Below are 19,493 nucleotides of genomic sequence, written 5' to 3' on the forward strand. Positions count from 1 at the left end.
TGAGCGGATCCCGGCGCATCCCCGTCGGTGCGCTCAGGCCACCGGCCCGATCCCGAGGTTCCCGCGCAGCGTCTCGTGCGCGTACTCGGTCTGGAACGCCCCGCGTTCCTGCAGGATCGGCACGACCTCGTCGGTGAGCAGCGTGAACCCCTCCGGCACGTACGAGGGCAGCAGCACGAACCCGTCGGCCGCGCCCGCCTCGAACCGGCGCAGCAGCAGCTCCGCGATCTGCTCGGACGACCCGACCGGGACGTGGTGCCCGGCGGAGGCGACCTCCCAGTGGATCAGCCTGCGCAGCGTCCAGCCGTCCTCGACGAGGGCCCGGTAGACCCCGAACCGGGACCGCCGCCCCTGCACCTGGGACTCCTGCGGCAGCCGCTCCAGCGGGACCGGCTCGTCGAGCTCGAGATCGTCGAGATCGACGCCGGCCAGCTGGCGGGACAGCTTCGCCCGCCCGGAGACGAGATCGATGAAGCCGTTGAGCTCCCGCTCGACGGCCTTCGCCTCGGTCTCGGTCCGCCCGATGATCGGCGAGACCCCGGGCAGGATCTTCACCGATCCCGGGTCGCGGCCGGTGGCGGCGACCCGGTCCTTCAACGACCGGTAGAAGCGCCTGCTGTCCTCGTCGGTGGTGCGGCCGGTGGTGAACACGACGTCGGCGAACCGGGCCGCGACGTCCTGCCCGATCTCCGACGACCCGGCCTGCGCGACCACCGGGCGGCCCTGCGGCGGGCGGGCCACGTTGAGCGGCCCGCGCACGTCGAAGTGCTTCCCGACGTGGTCGATCGCCCGGACCTTCGCCGGGTCGGCGTAGACCCCGGTGGCCCGGTCGACGGTGATCGCATCGGCGGCCCAGCTGTCGAACAGCGCGAACAGCACCTCGGCGAACTCGGCGCCCCGTTCGTAGCGCTCGTCGTGCGGGGGCAGCGACCGCCCGTAGTTCTCCTCACCCCATGCCGAGGTCACCAGGTTCCAGCCGGCCCGGCCGTTCGAGATGTGATCGAGCGAGGCCAGCTGCCGGGCCACGGTGTAGGGCTCGGAGAACGTCGTCGAGATGCTCCCGATCAGCCCGATCCGGCTGGTCACCGCCGCCAGCGCACTGAGCAGGGTGACCGGTTCCAGCCCGGCGAAGGGCTGGCTGCGCAGGGTGTCGGTCTCCAGCCGCAGTCCGTCGGCGAGGAACACCGCGTGCAGCTTCGCGGCCTCGGCGCGGCCGACGAGATCGGTGAACAGCCGCAGGTCGTACTTCTCCTCGACCCTGCTGTTCGGGCGCCGCCAGGCGCCGGCATGGTTCCCGACGCCGCCGATCAGCGTGGCGAGCACCAGCTGCTCGCCACGCGCGACGCGATCGTCTCCGGTACTGGTCATGATGGCTCCGCCTCTCGCTCGGGTGGTGCCGGTTCAGGACCGGGACCGGAACTCCTGCGGCACGAGCCAGTGCTCGGGGCGCGGGGTCCACTCCAGGTCCTTGCGGACGACGTAGGTGAGCGGCTGCGGCCACAGGAAGACCGCGTGCGCCTGCTCCCGGTAGTGCGCGGTCGCCTGGTTCACCAGGTCCTGCTGCTGCTCGGGGGTGGTCGCCGCGGTCACCCGGGTGACCAGGTCGTCGTAGACCGCGTCCGGCGGGGAGTAGTGGCTCTGGCCGTTGCCCGAGGTGTAGATCCGGAGCCGCTCGGCGGGCGCCCGGTACCCGGAGGTGTAGCCGATGTAGTAGAGCGCCGGGGCGTCGTCGGCGCTGCGGGTGCGCTCCACCCAGTTCGGGAACGACTGGTTGGTGATCTCGACGGTGATCCCGACCTCGCCGAGCTGGCGTGCGATCGCCTGCGACACCGGGTCCTGCGCGACGTAGCTGCCGGTGGACAGGCCGAGCTCGATGGTGATGCCGTCGGCGTGCCCCGCCTCCGCGAGCAGCTGCCGGGCCCGCTCCGGGTCGTAGGGGTAGGCCTCCAGATCGGGATTGACCCGGTCGTAGGGGTCGGAGAGCACCTGCCCGGCCAGCGGCTCGACGTCGGCACCGACGACGTCGCGGATCAGGGCCTGCTTGTCGATCGCGTAGTTCAGTGCCTGCCGGACCCGGGCGTCGTCGAGCGGGGCGACGTTCTCGTTGATCCGGAGCGTGTTGTTCCAGCTGGACCACTGGTTGCCGGTGGCGTAGACGTCGCTGTCGGCGAACAGCTCCAGGCTGGCGGGCTCGTACTGGATCGCGACGTCGATCTCCTCGGCCTGCGCGGCCTGCACCCGGGCGGCCTCGGTCTCCAGGACGCGGTACTCGACGCGCTCCCACTCCGGAGCCTCTCCGAAGTAGCTCGGGTTGCGGGTCAGCACGGCGCCGTTCTCCAGGTCCACCGATTCCAGCACGTAGGGCCCGGTGCCCAGCGCGACCAGCTCGTCCGGGTGGGCCTGCAGGAAGTCGGGATTGACCAGGAAGAAGTGCGCGAGCCGGTCCGGCAGGTCGATGAACGGGCCGTTCGTCTCGATGACGACGGTGCCGTCGTCGGGGGCGGTGACCCCGCTGATGATCGCCCGGATCGCGGCTGCGTTGCCGAGCGTGGACTCCGGGTCGAGGAACCGCTCGAAGTTCCGGACGACCTGCTCGGCGGTGAACGGGCTGCCGTCGGACCAGGTGACGCCCTCGCGCAGGACGAAGGTCCAGTGCGTGTCGTCGTCCTGGGTCCAGCTCTCGGCCAGCTCACCGCGCAGCTGGAGCTCGGGGTCGTAGTAGGTGAGGCCGGAGTAGATCGCCCGGGCGAGGGTGGCGTCACCGTCGATCGATCCGCCCTCGGCGGGGTCGATCGAGGTGAGCTTGCGGGAGATGCCGATCACCAGCGACGAGTCCTGCTCGCTGCCGGCCGTCGTACCGGAGGTGACCGCCCCGCACGCGGTGAGGGCCAGCGAGGTCGCCGCCAGCACGGCGGCGGCGACGGTGCGGAGTGTCGCGCGGGATCGGGGGACGGGGCGGGGGCTCACGGGTTGTCCTTCCGGGGGGTGGCGGGGTGGGGCACGGATGAGGAGCGCTGCCGGGAACGGCCGGGGACGGCGTCGAGCAGCCGGCGGGTGTAGTCGGCGGTCGGCGCCGTGAAGATGGCATCGGTCGGGCCCTGCTCGATCCCGACGCCGTCGTGCAGCACCAGGACGTCGGTGCAGAGGCCGCGCACGACCGCGAGATCGTGCGAGATGACGAGATAGGTGAGGTCACGCTCGGCGCGCAGCCGGGTGAGCAGGTCCAGGATCCCGGCCTGCACCGAGAGATCCAGCGCGGAGACCGGCTCGTCGGCGATCAGGACGTCCGGTTCCAGAGCGAGTGCCCTGGCGATGACGACCCGCTGCCGCTGCCCGCCGGAGAGCTCGTGCGGAAGGCGGGTGCCGAGATCGCGGGCCAGCTGCACGTCGTCGAGCAGCTCGGCGACCCGTCCGGGAACCCGGCCGCGCCGGTCCCGGGTGCCGGCCAGCTCGATCGGCTCGGCGATGCTCTCGGCGACCGTCTGGCGCGGGTCGAGCGCGGCGTACGGGTCCTGGAAGACGTACTGGACGCGGCGAAGCATCCGCCGTCGCGCCGGGACCCGGCCGGTGACCTGCTCACCGAACGCGGTGAGCGTGCCGTGATGGCCCGGATCGATCCCGACCAGGATGCGGGCCAGCGTCGACTTGCCCGAACCGGACTCGCCGACCACGCCCAGCGCCTGGCCGGCCCGCAGCGTGATGTCGACGTGGTCGACCGCGCGCAGCCGGGCGCCGCGCCCGCCCGCGACCGGGAAGTCGCGCACCAGATCGTGGCCGGACAGCAGCACCGGTGCGTCGGCGGGTGGCCCGGCGGGCGACGGCGTGTCGAGCCGCGGGACCGCGGCGAGCAACCGGCGGGTGTAGCCGTCGCGTGGCCGGTCCAGTACGTCGCCGGTGCCACCGTGCTCGACGACCTCACCGCCCTGCATGACGACGACCCGGCCGGCTCGGTCGGCGATCACCCCGATGTCGTGGCTGACCAGCACCACACCCAGCCGCAGCTCGTCGCGCAGCCGGTCGAGCAGGTCCAGCACCTGCTGCTGGACGCTGACGTCGAGTGCGGTGGTGGCTTCGTCGGCGACCAGCACGCGCGGACTGCGGGCGATCGCGGTGGCGATCACGACCCGCTGGTTGAGACCTCCGGACAGCTCGTGCGGATAGGCGCGCAGACGCTGTGCCGCGCGCCCGACGCCGACGTGCTCGAGCAGCTCCAGTGAGCGGCGCCAGGCCCGTCCGCGGTTGCGCCGGTCGGCGTCGGGCAGCGCCTCGCGCAGCTGCCGACCGATCGTCAGCCGCGGGTTCAACGAGACCGCGGGATTCTGGAAGACCACGCCGAACGTGTCGCGCAACAGCCCGCGGCGCTCGGCGGGGGAGCGGACGGTGACGTCACGGCCGTCGACGGCGATCCGCCCGCCGGTGACGACGACGCCGCGCGGCAGCAGACCCGCCACGGCCATCGCGGTCAGAGTCTTCCCGGAGCCGGACTCGCCGACGATGCCGAGTGTCGTGCCCGCGTCGAGATCGAGATCGACACCGTGCACCAGCGGGGCCCCGCCGGTCGTGGCGATCCGCAGCCCGCGCACCGAGACCAGCGGCGGGGCTGCCTCCGGGAGATCCTCGGAGGCGGCGGTGAGGGGACGGGAGAGGGTCATCGGGTGCCGTCCTGGGAGCCGGGGAGGGTGAGTAGATCGGCGATCCGGTCGCCGACGATCTGGATGCTGACGACGGTCGCGACCAGGAATGCGCCGGGCACGATGGAGATCCACCAGGCCCCCGCGAGCTGGGCCTGCCCGGAGGCGACGATCTGCCCCCAGTCCGGTCGCGGCGGCGCGATGCCGAGCCCGAGGTAGCCCAGGCTCGACTCCAGGACCAGCGCGGTGGAGAAGTTGAGTGTCAGCGCGACGACGGCCAGCGGCGCGGCAGCCGGGAGCACGTGCCTGCGCAGCAGGGTGGGCCCCTGCGCCCCGGCCAGCCGGGCCGCCTCGATGTAGGGCAGCGCGACCACGGCGGCCAGCTGGGCGCGCAGGATCCGGAAGGTCAGCACCCAGCTGCCGACGGTCAGCACCCCGATCAGCGGGATCGTGCCCGAGCCGGAGAAGGAGAGCACGACCAGTGCGATCAGGATCGTCGGGACGGCCAGCTGCACGTCGGCGATCCGGCCGATGATCCCGTCCCACGGGCGCCCGCCGAGGGTGGCGCCCAGTGCGGCGGCGGCGCCCAGGACGGTCGCCAGGACGGCGGCGACGGCGCTGATGCCGAGTGCCGGCCGGCCGCCGTAGAGGACGCGCGCGAGCAGGTCGCGGCCCAGCTCGTCGGTACCCAGCGGCAGCGGGCCGAACCAGGTGGGCTCGGCGAAGCGGCGGGTCACGTCCTGCGCGTCGTAGCCCTCGGGGAAGATCACCCCGGCGAACACGACGGCCAGCAGCATCGCCCCGAGGAAGCTGCCGGCGAGCAGCGATCCGGTGCGCCCGGCACGGCGCCGGGGGGTCACGGCGAGGGTGCTCATCGACGGCCTCCGCGGGGGTCGAGGATCGCAGCCGCCAGGTCGACGAGCAGGTTGACCAGCACGAACCCGAAGGCGATCAGGGCGACGCAGGCGAGGACGACCGGGAAGTCCCGGCTGTCGATCGCGCTGGTCGCCAGCTGGCCGACGCCCGGCCAGCCGAACACCGCCTCGGTGACGACGGCACCGCCGAGCACCACACCCGCCTGCACACCGAGCACGTTGAGCACCGGCGCGAGCGCGTTGACCACGATGTGGCGCAACACCACCTGCGCCCGTCCGATCCCCTTGGCCTCGGCCAGCCGGACGTGCTCGGCGCCGGTGCTCTCCTGCAGCGAGGTCCGGAACACCCGGGCCACCGGCGCGGCGAGTGCCAGCCCGATGACGACCGCAGGCAGCACCAGATGGGCCGGCGTCCCGGCGCCGCGCAGCGGCAGCACCGACAGCGCGATGCTGAACACCGCGATCAGCACGATGCCGAGGAAGAAGCTGGGCACCGCCTCCAGCGCGGTCAGCACGCTGATCGGCACCCGCCGCAGCCGCCGGTTGCGCCCGAACGTCGCGACGGCACCCGCGGCCAGCCCGAGCGACGCGCCGATGATCATGCCCCAGGTGCCGAGGAGCAGGGTGGCGGGCAGTCGTTCCAGGACGAGCGCGACCGGATCGCCGCCGTGCCGGATCGAGGCGGGGAACTGCCCGGTCAGCACCTGGCCGAGGAAGCGCAGGTACTGCTCGGGGAGCGGATCGGCGAACCCGAGTGCCGCGGTGAGCCGGGCGATCTCCTCCTCGCTCGCGTCGATCGGCAGCAGCAGGCTCGCCGGGTTGCCGGTCATGTGCATCGCGAAGAACACGATGGTCAGCACGGCCCAGACCGCGAGCACCGCGTTGAGGAGCCTGCTGAGCACGTAGCGCGCGGACAACGGCCAGCGCGGACGTGCCGGACGTGCCGGGGAGGGCGGGGCACCGGCTGGTGGGCCCGGTGGTCCGGTGGGGGACAGGACGGCGGTCATGGCGGTTCCTCGGGGTGGGCGCGTGGCAACCACCGCCGCTCGCGCACTCCCGGCGCCGCGGCGGGCCACGGGCAGGAGTACGGGCAGGAGGCGCGGTCCGCGCAGGGCGGAGCGGCGGGGATGTCACGCGGATGTGCGGATCCGGCGGCGACGCGGGTGCGGCGTCACCGGACCCGGAGTGCCGGGCTCGGGATCGGCGGGAGTCGGGGGACTCAGCGGCCGAGACAGCTCGCCGAGTTCACCGTGCCGTGGTCGATCACCCGGCGACGGGTGAGGACGCCGCGCCCGCCGGCGGACGCCCCGCACTGGGGCGTCGCTGATCCGGGTGACGTCGGCACGGGACCAGTGTGCTGAGCTGCGCGTTCCGTGTCCAACGACGGATCGGCATCAGCATCGATCCGCATCGGTGATCGATCCCGATGGCGATTCGTCGTTGGACACCGGCGGCCCCGATCGGCTTGGGTCGGTGTCATGCCGCGCACCCCCTCCGTCCGACCGGCCGGGAGCCGTCCCGTCGCCGTCGCGGGACTGCGGCTCGTCCGCCGCCGGGTCGTCGACCACGGCACGGTGTGCTCGGCGGCCTGTCCGGCCCGCTGACCGACCCTCCGTGAGCCGTCTCCTCGGCCTACCTGCCTCAGCCGGTTCCTCGGCCCGTCCGTCTCAGCCGTGAGCCAGGGAGTCGGGGGTGCCGGAGTCACCGTCGAGCCGGCCGCACCGTCGTTGCCCGCCCGCGTCGCCGGTGACCTCGGCCCGCCCGGTCGGTGACCTCTGTCCGCCCGCCTCGTCGGTGACCTCTGCCCGCCCGCCTCGCCGGTGACCTCTGCCCGCCCCGCCTCGCCCGCCCTGCCCGCACCCTCCCGACAGTCCCGCGCTCCGCCGGATCATCCGCGCCTGCCCGGGAGCTGCCCGCCGTCCCGGAAGGACCGCACCCCATGCATGCCGCAGCGCCACCTCCGCCCGCACCCGCGCCGCACCGGAGAGGTGTCCGATGAGCCGCTACGTCGTGATCGGTGCGGGTGCGGTGGGGGCGACCCTGGCCGCCGAGCTGCACCTCGCCGGCCGCCCGGTCGTGCTGGTCGCCCGTGGCGAGCACGGTGCGATCCTGCGCCGTGACGGTCTGCGCTACGTCCGCCCGGACGGGGAACGGCAGGTGCCGGTGCCGACGATCGGCGGGCCCGGCGAGATCGAGCTGGGCCCCGGCGACGTGCTGGTGCTCGCCACCAAGACCCAGGACGCAGAGTCGGCGCTCGCCGGGTGGGCGTGGCAGCCGGTCGGGGACCGGGCCGCCGCCGAGGTGCTGCCGGTGATCACCCTGCAGAACGGCCTGGACACCGAGCGGGTGGCGCTGCGCCGGTTCGCGACGGTGTGGGCCGCCGTCTCCTGGTCGCCGTCGGAGTTCGTGACGCCGGGCGAGATCGCGGTGCCCGCCGCACCGGCCGTCGGGGTGCTGTGGATCGGCCGGTTCCCCGCCGGCCGGGACCCACGACTGGCCGCGGTCGCCGAGGAGCTGCGCTCCGCCCGCCATCTCGTCGAGCCGGTCGACGACATCGGCCGCTGGAAGGCGGGCAAACTGCTGCCGATCCTCGGCAACGCGCTCGACGCACTCTACGAAGCCGGCCCGCTCCGCGACGCCGCGGCCGCCGCGCTGCAGGCCGAGGCCCGCGAGGTCTACCGGGCCGCCGGCATCGATCCGGCCGACCTGCGGGCCGAGACCACGCTGGACCTGAAAGCGTTCGCGCCCGCCCCGATCCCGGACCGCCCGGCAGGCGGCCGGTCGACCTGGCAGAGCCTGGCCCGCGGGGTGTCCCCGGAGACCGACTTCCTGAACGGGGAGATCATCCTGCTCGCCCGGCTGCACGGTGTCCCGGCGCCACGGAACACCGCCGTGGCAGCCCGCCTGCAGCGGGCGGTACGGGAGCGGACGCCCGCGGGATCGCTGCCCACCGCCGACCTGCTGGAACTGCTGCCCGGGCTCGACGCCCCCGCCGCCGTCTGACCCCGTACTCCCGCGCCGGTGCCTGAACCTGTGCGCCGCGCCGGTGCCTGAACCCGTGCGTCCGCGCACGACCACCCGAACGTCCACATCGGAGGAAACCGTGACCGTCGTCGTCGATCCCACCACGTCCGCAACCACACCGGTGCCTACGCCGGTATCCACGCCGGCGTCCGGGCCGGTGCCCGACCCGGTCGAGGCCGACCGCAGGGATCGCAAGGTCGTACTGGCCGCGACACTGCGGCTGTTCGCCCGGCTCGGCTACGAGTTCGGGTTCAACGGTCATCTCACCGTCCGCGATCCCGGCTCCGACGACCTGTTCTGGGCCAACCCGTGGCAGGTGCCGTTCGGCCGGGTGCGGGTCTCGGACCTGCTCCTGGTCGAGGGCTCCGGAGAGATCGTCGCCGGTCCGCCGGGGGCCGTCGTCTCCGGGTTCGCGAGCCAGCACGTGCTGCACTCCGCCCGCGCCGACGCGGTGGCCGTGGTGCACGTGCACTCACCCGCCGGGTTCACCTGGTCGTCCTCGCCCAGGGTGCTCGAACCGCTGACCACCGACGCCGCACTGCTGCACGGCCTGCAGGCCGTGCACGAGGACTTCGGCCGGACCGGGCAGGGGCGCGCCACCACCGCCGACTCACTCGGCCCGACCGCTCGGCTGCTGATCCAGCGCGGACACGGGTTCATCACCGTCGGCCGCTCGCTCGCCGAGGCGGCCTTCTACTTCATCGCCGCCGAGCGGGCCGCCGCGTCGGCGCTGCAGCTCGCCGCCGCCGGGCACGGCGAGCCGATCGAGGCGGCACTGCTCCCGAAGTGGACGCTGACACCGGAGCTGGCCGAGCAGCACTACCAGCCGTACCTGCGGCAGATCCTGCACGACGAGCCCGATCTCCTCGGCTGATCGAACGGATCCGGGGTGACGATCCCCGGAGCTGGGCTGGCCGGGGCCGGACGTCGGGGTCCGGGCGCCCGGGTCCCTTCGGTCCGGATTCGCTCACGTGGTGAGCGAATCCAGCTGTAGCGGACCACCGGTCCGCGCCACCCGGTCAGGCCTGCTGCCCCGCGGGCGCGGCCCGGCCACCGGCCACCGGCCCTGCGGGTCCGGTCGGGCCGCCGGCCCTGCGGGCCCGGTCCGGCCGGCGCATCCGACTCACCCGGGGCGGCAGCGGTGCCCCGGCGGCACCGATGTCGGCGTTCGCCGAACAGCCCGGTCGTCAGCCGATGTGGCCGCGGACCCAGTCGTGGAACTCGCCGATGTGGTGCTCGCTGGGGACCAGGACGCCGCCCTTCTGATACGACCAGGAGTCCATGCCGAGTTGGCAGCGTTCGCAGGCGTCGAAGTCCTGTTGGTTGACGCGGTGGAACAGTTCGACGGAGTGGTCGATGTCGGTGCCGGAGTCGATGACCTCGGGTAGGTAGAGCCAGTCGCAGTGGACGAGGGTGCGGTCGGGTGCGAGGGGGAACATCCGGTGGAACACGACGTGGTCGGGGACGAGGTTGATGAAGACCTGGGGTCGGACGGTGATGGCGTAGTAGCGGCGGTCCTGGTCGTGGGTGACGCCGGGGATGCGGGGCAGGCCTGCTGAGCCGTCGATGGTGAATCCTTCGACGTCGTTGCCGAAGGCGGCGCCGTGGCCGACGAAGTACTGGGCGGCGAGGCCGTCGGCGAACTCGGGGAGTACTTCGGTGAGTTCGGGGTGGATCGTGGCGCAGTGGTAGCACTCCATGAAGTTCTCGACGATCTGTTTCCAGTTCGCGGCGACGTCGTAGGTGATGCGGCGGCCGAGGCGGAGGTTGGCGATGTCGTAGCCGACGATGGCGTCGGGTGATCCGAGTCGGGTGGTGACGTCGGCGATGACGGTGTCGTCGAACGAGGGTGGGGTTTCGGCGAGGCAGAGCCAGATGTAGCCGAGCCATTCGCGGGTGTGTACCCGGTGCAGGCTGTAGTCGGTTTTGTCGATGTCGGGCATCGCGTTGAGGTTGGGGGCGGCGATGAGTGAGCCGTCGAGGTCGTAGGTCCAGGCGTGGTAGGGGCATTGGAAGGAGCGTCGGACCTCGCCCTTGTCCTGGGTGCAGAGTCGGGCGCCGCGGTGTCGGCAGATGTTGAGGTGGGCGGCGATCCGGCCGTCGCGGCGGCGGGTGATGATGACGCTTTCCCGTCCGATCTGGACGGTTTCGTACTGGCCGGGTCGTTCGAGGTCGGTGGCGAGTACGGCGCAGAACCAGCCGGTGTGGAAGATCCGGTCCTGCTCGGCGCGGAAGATCTGCGGATCGGTGTAGTAATGGCCGGCCAGGGTCTCCCGCAGGCTCGGCGGGAGACCACGCTCCTGCTCGACGGGGGTCGGCAGCTCACCGGTCGTCATGGGCGGTGCTCCTCGTGCAGGAGGTGGATGCCGGCGCCGGGCCGCGCAGCCCGTACCGATTATTGTTGCGAAGCGCGCAACTCGACGTGCACTACGCACCAAAATGGGACCGCGTGAGGTGGGGGACTGTCAAGAGAGACGTTGCGTCACGTCATCGGCCCGACAGGCGGCCAGGCAGTCAGCCCGGCGCCGGCGTCACCCGCGCAGCACCCGCGGGATCACCTGCCGCAGCTCGTCGAGCGAGGAGTGGATCTCGCGGGCCCCTGCCTCGCGCAGCTCGTCGTCGCCGAAACCTCCGGTGCGCACCGCATACGCCGGGTATCCGGCCGCGACCGCGGCGCGCACGTCCCACACCGAGTCCCCGACGACGAAGGCGGCCGATCCCGCGACCCGGCGGACCGCCACCCGGAAGAGCTCCCGATCGGGCTTGGTGCGGGTCACGTCGTCACCGGTCAGACACTCCCGGGCGAGCGATCGGCCGTCGAACAGCTCCAGGTAGGCCTCGACGTGTTCGGGGGCGCCCGAGCTGGCCAGCACCACCGTCAGACCGAACCCTTCGGAGAGGTCGGTGAGCAGCTCGCGGGCGCCCGCCAGCGGCCGCACCTCGGGCAGCAGCGGCTCGAACTCCTCCTTCCACGCCGCACGGGCGTCGTCGCCGTGCTCGGCCTCGAAGCGGTCCCCGGCGACGGCCGGGACGAGCTGGTCGCCGCCCATGCCGACCGCGCGGTGCAGCCGCCAGAGCGGCACCGCCCGGTCGAACCGCCGCAATGCGCGGGACCAGGCGATCGTGTGGTGGTAGTTGGTGTCGACGAGAGTGCCGTCGACGTCGATCACCGCGGTGTCGGGCGTGGTCATCCGAACGGGGTACCCGGCCCGCGCCGGTCCACTCCCTGCCCCCGCCGACGAGCAGCGGCTCGGCTGTGGCGCCGGGGGCGTTCATGCCACCGGCCGGTCCGCGCCCGGGTGCTCGACACCCGCGTGCCGCGCCAGCAGGTCGGCCAGCCCGCCGCGGGCCCGCCCACTGGTTCTCGCGCTGGTGCGGACGTCGCCCACCGGGCCGGGCAGCACCCGGTACCCGGCCGCCCGCAGCCGGGCGACGATCCCGTGGTCCTCGCCGCTGTCGATCGCCGGGAAGCCGCCCACCCCGGTGAACGAGCTCGCCCGCACCCCCAGGTTCGCGGCGTACACCGGGCGGTCCGGCGGTGGTGGCTCACCGGGCGGGACCGGGAAGCCGGGGAGATCGAGCACCACCCCGCCGATCACGGCGTCGGCGCCGTCGTCGGCGCGGACCAGGTGACCGCGCACCCAGCCCGGCCCGACCGTGCAGTCGGCGTCGGTGCTGAGCAGCCAGGTCCGGCCGTGCTCGGCGCCGGGCCGGTCGAGCTGCCCGAGCAGTGCGGCCGCGGCACGGGTGCGGACCGCGCCCACCGGGGCCGGCGGGTCGTCCCGGCCGGTCTCCAGGACGGCGTGCCGCACCCGTGCCGCGGCCGGATGCCGGGCGATCGCGTCCCGGGCGCGGGCCGCGGTGTCGTCCGAGCACCGGTCGGCCAGCACGCACAGCGCCCGCACCCGCAGCCCGGGGACTGCGTCCAGGGCGGTGAGCACGGACCGGACGCAGGCGCCGACCGCCGCCGACTCGTCGTGCGCGGGCACCAGCACCCCGACGGCCTCGATCGGCCTCACCGGCGGCGCACCACGTGCAGCAGGAAGTCCTCGTCGAGATGCTCGACGAGCGGGGTGAACCGGTCGTCGCCGACGATCCCGCGGTGCACGGCGGCGCCGTCGGCCGGGGCCTCGGCCGGCCACTGCCGCCAGTGCGCCACCACCAGGTCGCCGCCGGGGCGCAGCGCCGCCGCGGCCCGGTCGAGCACGGCGCCGATCCGCTCCGCGGGCAGGTAGTAGAGCAGCTCGGAGAGCACGACGAGACCGACACCGTCCGGCAGTGCCCGCGGATCATCCACATCGGAGCGGAACACCCGGGCCGCCGGCAGGTCGGCGACCCGCTGCGCGGTGACCGCGACCGCCTCGTCGACGACGTCGGTGGCCACCAGCCGGTCGCAGCGCCCGGCCAGCTCGCGGGTCAGCTCGCCCAGCCCGCAGCCGGGCTCGGCGGCCAGCTCGTAGCGTTCCCGGGGCAGCGCGGCGAGCAGCACGGCCCGCTTGCGGCGCTCGTACCAGGAGGTCCGGACATCCCAGGGATCCGCGGCGTCGCGGTAGAGAGCGGCGAACAGCTCGGGTGGCGCACCGTCGGCGGGCGGCTCCCGGAAGTAGATCTCCCGGCTGCCCAGGAAGTGCGCGAGGGTCGCCTCGGACAGCACCGGGCGGTCCCCGCCGGGTGGGACGGTGCGCTGCGAGACGTACGCGTCGAGCGCGCGGTGCTTCGCCGCGCGGTCCGCCGCGGACAGCCGCAGCCGGTACGCCCGGTCCCAGGGGACGACCGGATCGGTGGGGTCGAACCGGGTACGTGCCCAGATCGGGAAGCCGAAGCCGTGCGCGGACACCGGCGCGGCCGCGGCGCAGGCCCGCCCGACGGCGGCGTGATCGGGATGCGGGTCCTCGCGCCACGGCGAGATCCAGGCGTCGGCGTCGGCCAGCAGCGGCGTCAGGGCCGCGGTCAGCTCGTCGGTGCGTAGCGCGGAGTCGGGCATCCCGAGCCGGTGCACGGTCGCCGGGACCTCCAGCGCGGCGAGCGCGTCGGCCAGTTCGCGTAGCCGGGTGCCGGCCAGCGCCGCTCGGTCCGTGCCGGCGACCTCGGGCAGCGCCGCCTCGCCGTCGCTGGCCAGCACGACCTGCACGGTGCCGCCGGCCGCCGCGACCGCGCGGAGCAGCCCGGCGGCACCGAGCGTCTCGTCGTCGGGATGGGCGCACACCACGACCAGCCGCCGGAACCCGGACGGGGCCAGATCGCGCTGCGCGAGGCTGTCGGCGGCGTCCTCCCAGACGTGCGCGGCGTGCCGTGGCCGCATCAGGCACCACCGTCGAGGACGAGCCCGCCCAGCTCGGCGCGATCCCGGTCGCCGTGGTGCTGGCGCAGGTAGACCTGCAGGTCGGCGAGCCGCGCGGCGAACCCGTCGGATCCGGCGAGCGCGCCGACCCCGGCGCACTCCGGCGCGGCGTCGAGCACCGTGCGGCAGGCCCGTTCGACGGCCGCCCGCACGGTCGCGACCGCGACCGCGTGCGGGTCGTCCGGGGCGGCGTCGATGCACTCCGCGGTGACCCGCAGCAGCGCGTCGGCACCCGCGACGGCGGCGTGCATCCCGCCGAACCCGGCGAGCCGGTGCGGGTCGCGCTCCCCGTGGCGCGACCGGGGGCACAGGCCGCCCGCGACCTCGTCGACGATCCCCGCGGCACCACCCAGCCAGACCGCCGCGACACCGGCCCCGCCGTGCGCGAAGCCGGGACGGCGGGTGTAGGCGTCCGGGCCGCCGACGACGGCCTCCGGCGGCACCGGCACGTCGTGCAGCACGACGTCCTGGGTGTCGGCGGCCGCCATCCCGGCCGCCCGCCACGCACCGCCCCGGCGTTCGATCCGCGGGTCGTGCAGGTCGAGCTCCACCATCCGGGTGCCGGTGGCGCCCGTGCCGGCGACCACGAGTGCCCGGTCCAGCAGGTGGGTGCCCGAGCAGAATCGGACGGTGCCGGCCAACCGCAGGCCGCCGGCGCCGGACCCGATCCGGGCGCCGCCACCGGCCCGGGACGCCCACACCCCGTACCGGGCGCCGGGGCGGGCGATCCGGTCGTGTCCGGCGAGGATCGCGACCGCATCGGCGTGGCCCTCCGCGAGCCGTCCGACCGACAGATCCCGGCGACCGAGCCGGGCCAGCCGGGCCCACCGGTCGGCCGTCGCTCCGGATCCGGGCAGCGGCAGGTCCAGCGTGCCCGCGTCGACGGCGGTGGCGAACACCGTCCCCACTGCCGCCGGGAGCGGTTGCGGCGCACCGTCCGGGGCGGGCACGGGATCGAGGATCCCGCCGCTGCGCGGGGCACGGTCGGCGACGCAGGACGGGGCGGGTTCGGGGGCAGCGGTCACCAGCGGTGGATGACCGCTGATCAGCGGTCCAAACCCGGACGGCCGATCGGAGCAGAGCAGGGCCGCGCGGCCCCGGACCGGGCCCGGGCTCAGGCGGTGGCCCGGCCCAGGGTGGCCCGGGTGTCCGGATGGTCGGCCGGCACGACCGCCGAGTACAGCGCCGTCCAGCACGACGGGCAGCTGTACTGCCGGAACACGATCGGTGCGTCGACGTAGTCGGCCGGGTCGGCGAGCATCTGCGGACCGGCGTCGCGCCCGGGACCCTCGTGCACCCCGACCGCGAGCGGCCCGTCGCCGGTGCCGAGCCCCTCGGCGCAGTGCCGGCAGGCGATCGTCCCGCCGGTGGTCTCGACGAGGTTGTCGTCGAGCCGGCGGGCCCCGGCCAGATCGACCGTCCCGGCGGGCGTCCCCTCCACCCGGGAGCGGGACCGGCGCTGCGCGCGCTGTCGTTCCCGCTCGGTGTCGGTGGCGGCGGGATCGACGCGTCCGGCCGCGTCGACCACCACGCCGTACACCTCGCGGGCGCCGTCCGCGGTGACCCGCAGCTCGCGCAGGTCACGGGTGACCGCCCCGGGATCGCGGGCGAGCGGATCGCCGTAGCCGCCACCGCCCTGCCAGGTCATCGCGAAGACCTCGCCGGGCGCCAGGTAGCTCGACGCGTAGTTCTGGCCGGGCTCCAGGGTGTCGGACACCTCCGAGAGCTCGGTGGGCATCCGGCCGGCCGCGAACAGCTCGGCGACCGTGGCGCCGCGGGCGACGACGTCGAGACCGCTGTTGCCGGGGTACCCGCCGGCGAGGCCGACGTTCTGCGCCACCGCCTTGCCCGCCGACGCCAGCACCAGGCCCATCGGGACACTGGTGCCGTGCGGGGTCAGCGCCACCGAGGCGCCGACCCCGCCGCGCTGCCGGCCGGGCCCGCCGGTGTCGGGTTCCTCGCGCCGCCACAGGGTCAGCACGGGATAGAGGAACTCGGTCATCTCGACGTCCGGGATCCGCCCCATCGGGATGCAGAACAGGCCGCCGGTGTCCATCCCGTCGGCGTGCGGGCGGGCGCCGTAGCCGCCGGCCATCGGTTCCATGATGATCGACAGGAACGGGGCGGGCTGCTCGCCGCGCTCGTCGAGCCCGGCGATGACGGCGGTGTCCCAGGTGCCGCAGCAGGTGGCCTGCACGTTCTTGCCGAGCTCCAGGTCCCGGTCGAGCATCTGGGACAGGCACTCGGCGACCAGGCTGCCGGTCAGCCAGGCCGGCCCGATCGGGCCCCGCCCGACCGCGGCGGGGAAGGTCGCGTTGTTGATCGTTCCTTCCTCGGTGACCAGGTCGAAGCAGCGCATCAGTCCGCCCGCCGACCACGGGATGTCTCCGGCCAGGATCGGCAGCAGCGCGAGCATCACGCCGCCGCGCATGCCGGCGTAGGTGCAGTTGATGACGCCGGCCTGCGGGTCGGTGCCGGTGAAGTCGAAGCTGAGGTGGTCACCGGTCTTGGTGGTGGTGAGGGTGATCTTGTGCAGGTTCCGGTCGCCCTCGTGTGACTGGTCCTGGTAGCCGGTCGCCGACCAGCTGCCGTCGGGCAGTCCGGCGAGCTTGCCGCGCAGCCGGGACTCGGCGTCGGACATCATCCGCTTCATCACGGCCTTGACGGTGTCCGCGCCGTACTGCGCGATGAGTGCGTGCAGGCGTTCGGCGCCGACGTTGTTGGCGCCGATCTTGGCCCGCAGGTCCAGGCCGACCAGCATCGGTACCCGGGATCGGCGGACCCACACGTCGGCGACGTCGCGCTGCAGCCGCCCGTCTCGGACGATCTTGACCGGTGGGGTGGGCAGCGACTCGGAGAACACGTCCTGCGCGGCGGGGGAGAAGGAGCCGAGCCCGACGCCGCCCAGGTCCGGCTGGTGGGCGATCGCACTGGTCCAGGCGAAGAGCTTCCCGTCGTGGAAGACCGGCTGGAAGACGATCACGTCGTTCTGGTGCAGGCCGCCGCCGACCCACGGGTCGTTGCACAGGAACATGTCGCCGGACTCGATACCGGGATTGTCGGCCCGGTTGCGCAGTGTCCAGTAGATGGCCAGGTCGACCGCGCCGACCAGCATCGTGTTGTAGAGGCCGACCTGGACCTCCTGGCCCAGCTCGTCGGAGATGGCGAAGTCGAAGTCGTTGGCGTCGGTGACGATGGGCGAGCCGGACATGCGCTTGAGCGCCTCGCCCATCTCGTCGGTGACCGACCAGAGCCGGTGCCGGATCACCTCGTAGGTGAGCGGATCGAGCGCCTCGACCTGCTCGTCGGTCACGGTGTGCGTCGGCAGCGCCGAGGGCAGCGAGCGGGCCAGCTCCTCGGGATCGACGGGGCGGCTCGAGAACGCCTCGGAGCCGGGGACGGGCATGGTCATGAGGAGCTCCCTGCCGGGGCGGTGGTGCGGATGGTGAGACCGCCGAGACGGTCGACGGTGCCGGTGGTCCCCCCGGGCACGACCACGGTGGTCGTCGGGACCTCGACGATCGCCGGACCGGGCAACACGTGCCCGGCCCGCAGCGCGCGGTAGTCGTAGACGTCGGTCTCGACGTAGCCGATCCGGGCGTCCAGCTGCACCGGCCTGCTCCCGGTCCTGGCCTCGGCCGGATCGGTCGACGCGGCCGGTTCGAGCTCGGGCAGGTCCGGGCTGAACTCCAACACCCCGACGCCACGGACCCGGAACGTGATGGCCTGGATGCCGGCCTCGCGGAATCCGGCGTCGGCGCCGAACCGCTCGGCATAGCGCTGCTCGAATGCGGCGGCGGCGGCCTCGACCGCGGCGGTGTCCAGCTGCCCGTCCGCGACCGGGGCGGTGACCTCGGCCAGCTGCATCGTGTACCGCATGTCGATCTCGCGGTGCAGCTCCACCCGGTCGAAGCTCAGGCCCTGGCGGGCCAGGCCGTCGCGCACCTTCGCCTCCAGCTCGGCGAAGTTCCGCTCGGCCCGCTGCGGATCGAACGGAACCGACAGCGGATCGGAGAGCTCCGCGGCGAGCACGATGTCCGAGGAGGCCAGTCCGAACGCGGAGAACGCCGACGCCACCGGCCCGAGCGGGACGACGACCTCCGCGGCCCCGACCTCGGCGGCGTAACCGGCGCAGTGCGCGGGTCCGGCACCGCCGAAGGCATAGACCACGAAGTCACGGGGATCGTGCCCGGCCTCGACGACGGTCTTGCGCAGCAGGTCACCGGTCTGCGCGTTCTGCACGGTGTAGATGGCCGCGGCGGCCTGTTCGACGGTGAGCCCGAGGGGTTTGGCGATCCGGGTCTCGATCGCGGCCCGGGCGAGTTCCAGCGAGAGCGGCTTGCGGCCGCCGAGCAGGCCCCGCTCGGGCAGGATGCCGAGCACCAGGTTGGCGTCGGTGTTGGTCGGTTCGGTGCCGCCGTTGCCGTAGCAGGCCGGTCCGGGGACGGCCTGTGCGCTGGCCGGCCCGATCCGCAGGTTCTGTCCGGCGTCGAGCCAGGCGATGGCGCCGCCGCCGGAGCCGATCGCCTCCACCCGCAGCGTGGGGACGTTGACGGGGTGGTGATTGATGATCGTGGTGGTGTCGCGGACCGGCTCGCCGTCGACGACCAGCCCGGCCAGGAACGTGGTGCCCCCGACGTCGGTGGCGATGATGTTGCGGTGGCCGAGCCTGCGGCCCAGCGCGACCGACCCGACGACGCCGCCGGTGAGCACCGACCCGACCGTGCTGATCGCCGAGGCGGGGGCCTGCGCGGCGGCGATCGCGCCACCGTTGGACTGCATCACCAGCAGCGGGCCCGCGAGGTCGTTCTCGCGCAGGGCGGTCTCCAGGGTGTGCAGGTAGTCGCGCAGGCCGGGACCGATCTGGGTGCTCATGATCGTGGTGGCGTTGCGGGCGAACTCCCGGATCCGCGGGCTGACCTCCGACGACAGCGCGACGAAGAGGTCCGGGTCCTGTTCGGCGACCAGCTCGCGCAGCCGCTGCTCGTGCACCGGGTTGCGGAACGACCACAGCAGCGAGATCGCGATCGCGCGGACCCCGTCGTCGAGCAGGGCCCGGATCGCGGCCCGGGCGCCGTCCTCGTCGAGCGCGACGACGACGTTGCCGTCCCGGTCGATCCGCTCGGTCACCTCCAGCGCGTGCCGCTTCGGGATCAGGTGGTGGTCCTTGGCCTGGCCGAGTACGTTCTGCAGCTCGTGCGGGGACCGGCCGAGGTACCGGCCCTCGACGTTCATGATGTAGATCGAGTCCCGGTGCCCGCGGGTGGTCAGGAAGCCGACCGGTGGCACGTCCCGCATCACCAGCGCGTTCAGCGAGGACGTCGTGCCGTGTGCGATGTGGTGGGTGTCGGCCAGCATCTCCGGCAGCGTCCGGCCCAGCTGCTCGGCGAGCAGCGTCAGCACGTCCAGCACACCGCGGGAGTAGTCGGGCGGGGTGGACGGGGACTTCGCGGCGAGCACGGTCGCCGTGCCGTCCCCGCGGTCGTCGTCGAGGACGGCATCGGTGAACGTGCCGCCCACGTCCACGCCGATGACGTAGGCCATGACTCACGCTCCTTCGCGTGGTGGGGGCCGCGGACGCCGGGCCGGGGCCACAGGGCGTCGCGGTGCTGACGGAGGCGT

General features: G+C 73.7%; 14 protein-coding genes. 2 read left to right on the forward strand and 12 right to left on the reverse strand.

What is annotated here, in order from left to right; all coding sequences use genetic code 11:
- Positions 1 to 33 precede the first annotated feature (33 nt).
- The 5 genes from Pdca_RS10690 to Pdca_RS10710 are packed head-to-tail and all read right to left on the reverse strand — an operon-like array spanning position 34 to position 6,513.
- Positions 34 to 1,368 (reverse strand): NtaA/DmoA family FMN-dependent monooxygenase, encoded by a 1,335-nt coding sequence (locus Pdca_RS10690; protein ID WP_085916577.1) that lies wholly within the window; start codon positions 1,366 to 1,368, stop codon positions 34 to 36.
- A 33-nt stretch (positions 1,369 to 1,401) separates the two neighbouring features.
- Entirely contained in the window at positions 1,402 to 2,967 is a 1,566-nt protein-coding gene (locus tag Pdca_RS10695) for an ABC transporter substrate-binding protein (RefSeq protein ID WP_158092363.1), read from the reverse strand.
- Positions 2,964 to 4,652 carry a dipeptide ABC transporter ATP-binding protein gene (locus tag Pdca_RS10700; RefSeq protein WP_085916579.1) on the reverse strand — a complete coding sequence of 563 codons (1,689 nt, stop codon included), beginning with the start codon at positions 4,650 to 4,652 and terminating at the stop codon, positions 2,964 to 2,966. The genes Pdca_RS10695 and Pdca_RS10700 overlap by 4 nt, the downstream gene beginning before the upstream one ends.
- Positions 4,649 to 5,506: an ABC transporter permease gene (locus Pdca_RS10705; protein WP_085916580.1), complete on the reverse strand. Its 858-nt coding sequence runs from the start codon at positions 5,504 to 5,506 to the stop codon at positions 4,649 to 4,651. Before Pdca_RS10705 ends, Pdca_RS10700 begins: the two co-directional genes overlap by 4 nt.
- The gene (locus Pdca_RS10710; RefSeq protein ID WP_085916581.1) at positions 5,503 to 6,513 is read right to left on the reverse strand and encodes an ABC transporter permease; all 1,011 of its coding nucleotides are present in this window, start codon (positions 6,511 to 6,513) and stop codon (positions 5,503 to 5,505) included. Before Pdca_RS10710 ends, Pdca_RS10705 begins: the two co-directional genes overlap by 4 nt.
- Before the next feature lie 988 nt (positions 6,514 to 7,501).
- Here Pdca_RS10710 and Pdca_RS10715 point away from each other — a divergent pair.
- Together Pdca_RS10715 and Pdca_RS10720 are read left to right on the forward strand one after the other, a co-directional pair.
- Entirely contained in the window at positions 7,502 to 8,509 is a 1,008-nt protein-coding gene (locus tag Pdca_RS10715) for a ketopantoate reductase family protein (RefSeq protein ID WP_085916582.1), read from the forward strand.
- Between the two features lie 100 nt (positions 8,510 to 8,609).
- The gene (locus tag Pdca_RS10720; protein ID WP_158092364.1) at positions 8,610 to 9,404 is read left to right on the forward strand and encodes a class II aldolase/adducin family protein; all 795 of its coding nucleotides are present in this window, start codon (positions 8,610 to 8,612) and stop codon (positions 9,402 to 9,404) included.
- A 313-nt stretch (positions 9,405 to 9,717) separates the two neighbouring features.
- Here the strand turns inward: Pdca_RS10720 and Pdca_RS10725 are convergent, their stop codons facing one another.
- The 7 genes from Pdca_RS10725 to Pdca_RS10755 form a co-directional block, all read right to left on the reverse strand.
- Positions 9,718 to 10,866, reverse strand: a complete 1,149-nt coding sequence (locus Pdca_RS10725) for an aromatic ring-hydroxylating oxygenase subunit alpha (protein ID WP_125911356.1) — start codon at positions 10,864 to 10,866, stop codon at positions 9,718 to 9,720.
- A gap of 195 nt (positions 10,867 to 11,061) precedes the next feature.
- Complete coding sequence (locus Pdca_RS10730; protein WP_085916092.1) at positions 11,062 to 11,721, reverse strand: HAD family hydrolase; 660 nt, start codon at positions 11,719 to 11,721, stop codon at positions 11,062 to 11,064.
- A gap of 81 nt (positions 11,722 to 11,802) precedes the next feature.
- Entirely contained in the window at positions 11,803 to 12,549 is a 747-nt protein-coding gene (locus Pdca_RS10735) for a glycosyltransferase family 2 protein (RefSeq protein WP_085916093.1), read from the reverse strand.
- Positions 12,546 to 13,832: a bifunctional PIG-L family deacetylase/class I SAM-dependent methyltransferase gene (locus Pdca_RS10740; RefSeq protein WP_085916094.1), complete on the reverse strand. Its 1,287-nt coding sequence runs from the start codon at positions 13,830 to 13,832 to the stop codon at positions 12,546 to 12,548. The genes Pdca_RS10735 and Pdca_RS10740 overlap by 4 nt, the downstream gene beginning before the upstream one ends.
- The gene (locus Pdca_RS10745; RefSeq protein ID WP_232021508.1) at positions 13,832 to 14,896 is read right to left on the reverse strand and encodes an acyl-CoA dehydrogenase family protein; all 1,065 of its coding nucleotides are present in this window, start codon (positions 14,894 to 14,896) and stop codon (positions 13,832 to 13,834) included. Before Pdca_RS10745 ends, Pdca_RS10740 begins: the two co-directional genes overlap by 1 nt.
- 89 nt (positions 14,897 to 14,985) lie before the next feature.
- The gene (locus Pdca_RS10750; RefSeq protein ID WP_085916095.1) at positions 14,986 to 17,283 is read right to left on the reverse strand and encodes a hydantoinase B/oxoprolinase family protein; all 2,298 of its coding nucleotides are present in this window, start codon (positions 17,281 to 17,283) and stop codon (positions 14,986 to 14,988) included.
- Positions 17,280 to 19,415, reverse strand: a complete 2,136-nt coding sequence (locus Pdca_RS10755) for a hydantoinase/oxoprolinase family protein (RefSeq protein WP_085916096.1) — start codon at positions 19,413 to 19,415, stop codon at positions 17,280 to 17,282. The genes Pdca_RS10750 and Pdca_RS10755 overlap by 4 nt, the downstream gene beginning before the upstream one ends.
- Between the last annotated feature and the right edge of the window lie 78 nt (positions 19,416 to 19,493).

It is taken from the genome of Pseudonocardia autotrophica (assembly GCF_003945385.1).
Classification (GTDB): domain Bacteria; phylum Actinomycetota; class Actinomycetes; order Mycobacteriales; family Pseudonocardiaceae; genus Pseudonocardia; species Pseudonocardia autotrophica.